The sequence below is a fragment of the Phycisphaerae bacterium genome (assembly GCA_035384605.1).
Taxonomy (GTDB): Bacteria; Planctomycetota; Phycisphaerae; order UBA1845; family PWPN01; genus JAUCQB01.
Genome location: DAOOIV010000211.1, coordinates 1 through 4,234 on the forward strand (window position 1 = coordinate 1; position 4,234 = coordinate 4,234).

5 protein-coding genes are annotated in these 4,234 nt (G+C 56.0%); all 5 read right to left on the bottom strand.

Annotated elements, in window-relative coordinates; translation table 11 throughout:
• Window positions 1-230 precede the first annotated feature (230 nt).
• A complete protein-coding gene (locus tag PLL20_21830) occupies window positions 231-1,118 on the bottom strand; it encodes a hypothetical protein (protein HPD32639.1) in 888 nt (295 codons plus the stop codon).
• Window positions 1,119-1,358: 240 nt separating this feature from the next.
• Window positions 1,359-1,613 carry a hypothetical protein gene (locus PLL20_21835; GenBank protein HPD32640.1) on the bottom strand — a complete coding sequence of 85 codons (255 nt, stop codon included), beginning with the start codon at window positions 1,611-1,613 and terminating at the stop codon, window positions 1,359-1,361.
• A 13-nt stretch (window positions 1,614-1,626) separates the two neighbouring features.
• Window positions 1,627-2,346, bottom strand: coding sequence for a site-specific DNA-methyltransferase (locus PLL20_21840; protein ID HPD32641.1), 720 nt, complete (start codon window positions 2,344-2,346; stop codon window positions 1,627-1,629).
• 178 nt (window positions 2,347-2,524) lie between these two features.
• Entirely contained in the window at window positions 2,525-2,851 is a 327-nt protein-coding gene (locus tag PLL20_21845; protein HPD32642.1) for a hypothetical protein, read from the bottom strand.
• Between the two features lie 9 nt (window positions 2,852-2,860).
• The gene (locus PLL20_21850) at window positions 2,861-4,066 is read right to left on the bottom strand and encodes a DNA cytosine methyltransferase (GenBank protein ID HPD32643.1); all 1,206 of its coding nucleotides are present in this window, start codon (window positions 4,064-4,066) and stop codon (window positions 2,861-2,863) included.
• Window positions 4,067-4,234: the final 168 nt, after the last annotated feature.

Genomic DNA, 4,234 nt, shown 5'->3' on the forward strand with positions numbered 1-4,234 from the left:
CTGGCTCGCTCTATTCACACGGTTTACTCGTGACTTGTGGCTCGCTCTTGGGTCGTGGTTTTCTTGGATTCCTTGGCTCGCTACTTATGCGTGGTTTTCTTCTGGCTCCTGGCTCGCTAGTTAAGCCTGGTTTTCTTCGCGTCAATGGCTCGCTCCACTTATGTGGGTTTCTCGCCTTGCGTGGCTCGCTATTGTTGCCTGGTTTTCTTGGCATCGTTGGCTCGCTCCACTTATGCGGCTTTCTCTGCCTCTTCGGCTCCGTGCTTATGCCCCAACACGGCCTCGTGGTACGGCGCACTGATCGGCAGCCCTTCCAATTCCCGCCACTTCAACCACAGGTCTTGCAGGAATATCTTGAGGGTGTACCGGATCGCCATATTGTTCCTGTGCCCCTTGCTCTTCTCTGCATGTACCGCGTGGTTTTCGAGACGGTGCTTGTAATCGTCGTAGACCTTGCGGTACTTGCTTTCCCGACACTTAATGAAGCATGTCGCCAGAACGTACAGCTTGGTTTTCAGGAACGGGTTGAACGTGATGCTCTTGCGAGTATCCTGCTTGCCGTCCTTGTTCGTGTACTCAGCGTCGACGAGATGTTCTTTGTACCTGCCTCGGCCTCGGCCATCACTGGCAACGTCCAGTCCGGCATACTTCCAGAATGACGAAACGTGCCGGGCCTTGCGGGGGTTCAACTCCGACAGCAGCACGGCCGACATGAGCGGACCGCAGCCCTTGACATCCGCCAGAAAAGCCTCCCACATCGGATGCTGTTGCACCACGTTCGCAACGATCTTCTCCATGTCCGCTTCGTCCTCGATGTGCTTCATGTAGAGCTTGACAAATAGCAACATGGCCGGGTCGCTAATGATCTGGTATTGCTCGTATTTAATCTTGAAGTAGTTGGCGGCACGGTTGAGTACAAACGCATCCGCGATTCGCTTATACTCTGCACGGGCAATGTCGAGATACTGCTTTGCTTCGGCGTCGTCGATGGTTTCCTCCTTCTGGCCGGGCAGTTGTCCCATGCGGGCCTTAACTTCGGCGACGATGCGGTTGCCCGTCTGAATCCTTAGATGCTGGATATCGTACAGGCTGCGGATTAGTGATTTTGGGATGTTCATTGTGATTTCCTTTCAACTATTGTCATTTGGTTGCCTTTTGGTTGTTGGCACGCTTTGATTCATTGGTTTTCTCCAGTCTATTGGCTCGCTCAGGCGACACTGGTTTGCTCTCTGCTTTTGGCTCGCTTTACACGCACGGTCTTCTTTAATCGCTCGGAGCTGTACCACATATCAGGCAGGGCAGGCCCTTGTAACTCTTGGGGTGGTTGCCAGTCGTAGTCATCCATGTTGACTCCTGAATTATTTCCTGCCTGCCTTATCCCTGCGATCTTGCGCCCGAATCGCTTGGTCCGGGTCCATGTACTGGTAATCAAACTTCGTGCCCCAGTCCTCAAGCCCCAGGTCCTTTACGTCTGCATCGAGGATAGGGCAATCCGGCTCATCTACGGCTTTCAGTAGTGCGTCCCGGACGTGCGCCCTCACCTGTCCATGCACAACATCCTTGTCGATTTTCGGCGACAGCACGACGACTGGTTTTCTGCGGCTTCTGCTCATAATCTCTTACCCCTCATAGCAGTGTCATTTGCCCCCGTTCCATCTCAGCCACGGTCAAGCCCTGTTTTTCTGCGGCGATGCGCTTGCGGGCGATTTGGCAGTTGATTGGGTCTATCTCGATCCCCACGTATCGCAGGCCCCGATTGCGGGCCGCTTCCAGCGTGGTTCCTGAGCCGCAGAACGGGTCCAATACAAGGCCACCTGCAGGGACCACGCCTAGAATGTCTTCCAGCAACTTGACCGGCTTCTGTGCAATGTGCTCTTTTTCGCTACCGGCCACAGGTGCGCACTGCAGGACGTTTTGCGGAGAGTCTTCGCCGGGTGTAGGCACGCCACGAGAGCCGTAGACGAGATATTCCGCAGACGAACTGAACCGCCCCCGTTGCATTCGAATGCCCGGTTTCCACCACGTTACGATATTCCTCCACACCCAGCCGCCGCACTGTATGGCGTCTGTCATCGTTGGGAGTTGCCGCCAGTCCGTAAAGATTGCACAAATGCCGCCCGGTCGCGTTAACCGAAGTGCCTCACTGAGCCACATCGTGCACCATACCAAGAACGCCCGCTGGTCCCTATTGTCTCCCGTGAAGTCCGTGCGGCACGTCTGCACTGAGTCGGTTTGCACGTACTTGACTGCAACCGATTGGGATCTATCACTCCGAAACTGGCCTCCGCTGGAATACGGCGGATCGGTGATGAGGGCATCAAATACACCATCCGGCAACCCCCGCATAACCTCAAGACAATCACCGCACACAATCGTATTTATCATGTCGTCAATGCTCATATCTGTTGCCTCCTTGCGTAAATGGTGGGGGCGGCGGTTCGCGTCGCCGCCCCCGGTGCATAAACCGCGACTAACTTACAATAACCCAGTCGTCAGAAAGCATGTTTCGCGGGTTCCGGTTTTGTTAGCCATTGCACACCTCGTATTTCAGCGTTCCGTCCTCAAACCAGTACTGCTCGTTTGACTTGATGACCTTCCTGCCGATCTTCTGCCCGACCTTGGCATGATGGATGGAACGGATAGTCCACTTGTCACCATCCCGCCGCCAATCAACTAATATAATCCAGCCCTTGACGGCTCTGGCTCTGGCCCTGACTCCCAACGAACACGCTATGGCCTCATCGCCGGACGTGTTGGCATGGGCCTCATCGCCGGACGTGTTCGCGTGGGCATAGTCCCCGGACGTGTTCGCATGGGCCTTGTAGCCGGACGTGTTGGCATTTGTTTCCACAGTTTCTCCTTATCCAACTGCCTTGATTTGCTTTAATTCGACGTTTGCCTTGACCAGGGCACGGATCACTTGCGGAGGTACAGAGTTACCGATCTTTGCTACCTGATTGGACTTGGTGCCGGTGAGGATGTAGTCGGCCGGGAAGCCCTGAGCGAGTGCCAGTTCCCGCGGCTGGAGCATCCGCAGGCCGATGTCCGCGATCTGGTATTTCTGGCCCTGTACCGTAACGAGTCCGAACCGATCTCGACTCGTGATTGTGTGGAGCGGTTCGTTGACGCCCTGCCCGGTCCCCTGCCCGAAGTACTTGACCAGGAACACCCGAACCTCTCCAATGTGCTGGCCGGTGGCGGTGATCGTCGGGACGGGCTGTCGCATATCAGAGCCGATGGTAGTGCCATAGAATTTCGTGAGGAACGCAGATACCAGACCAAAGCGATTGCCGGAATAATACTTCATGATGAACGGATTCGGATTGTCCAGAACATACTTTTTCAGACCCTTGGCGATCCGTCGCATCGTCGCCTCTGCCAGCGGCTTTTTCCGCTCAAAGATCGACGGGCAGGGGATTGTCCAATCGATACATTTCGCCGCCGTGCGGTAGGGCGTCAGGCCAAACAGGTTGCCCGTTGGGCCGTGTGTGGGTTCCGGCCAGATAATCGGCGGTTGCCCGTCACAGCGGGCGATCATAAACAGCCGCTTGCGGATCGTCGGGGCTCCGTAGTCGCACGCTATCAGTTCGCGAAACTCCACCTTGTAGCCGAGGCCGCGAAGCTGATTGCACCACAACCGGAAGGTCATGCCCTTCTTGGCCGGGATGGGCAGGTTGTTTTCATTAAGCGGCCCCCACTCCTGAAACTCCGAAACATTTTCCAGTGTAATCACGCGGGGCCGGACAAGCTGTGCCCAATGAACCACAACCCACGCCAGGGACCGGATATTCTTTTTGACGGGCTTGCCGCCGCGGGCCCGGCTGAAAAACGTACAATCGGGGCTGGCGTGCAGATACCCGACCTGATTATCCCCGATCACCTCAAAGGGATTCGCCCTGAAAACATCTTCCGTGATATGGATACAATCCGGATGGTTCATGGCGTGCATTGAAATCGCGTCCGGATCGTGATTGATGGCGATATGCGGAGACCTGCCGAGGGCTTGCCTGATCCCCTCGCTTGCCCCGCCGCCGCCGGCGAAAAGATCAACGATTATTTCTTTCATGCCGTGCTCCTGTGGTTGTCACATCCGCCTACCCGTCTTCGAAAGTCGCTACTGACAGTCGAGTCGCTCACGTGTCTGCTCCGATGTCCTTGGTGTGAATGCGGTAGGTCTGGCGGTACGGATCGCTCCAGCGCCAACACCCCTCGCCGCCCAGATTCATGACCTCGT

What these genes read in the sequence shown, in the direction of transcription:
- PLL20_21830 (HPD32639.1), bottom strand. Translation starts at nt 1,118, where the DNA reads ATGAACATCCCAAAATCACTAATCCGCAGCCTGTACGATATCCAGCAT.
- PLL20_21835 (HPD32640.1), bottom strand. Translation starts at nt 1,613, where the DNA reads ATGAGCAGAAGCCGCAGAAAACCAGTCGTCGTGCTGTCGCCGAAAATC.
- PLL20_21840 (HPD32641.1), bottom strand. Translation starts at nt 2,346, where the DNA reads ATGCGGGGGTTGCCGGATGGTGTATTTGATGCCCTCATCACCGATCCG.
- PLL20_21850 (HPD32643.1), bottom strand. Translation starts at nt 4,066, where the DNA reads ATGAAAGAAATAATCGTTGATCTTTTCGCCGGCGGCGGCGGGGCAAGC.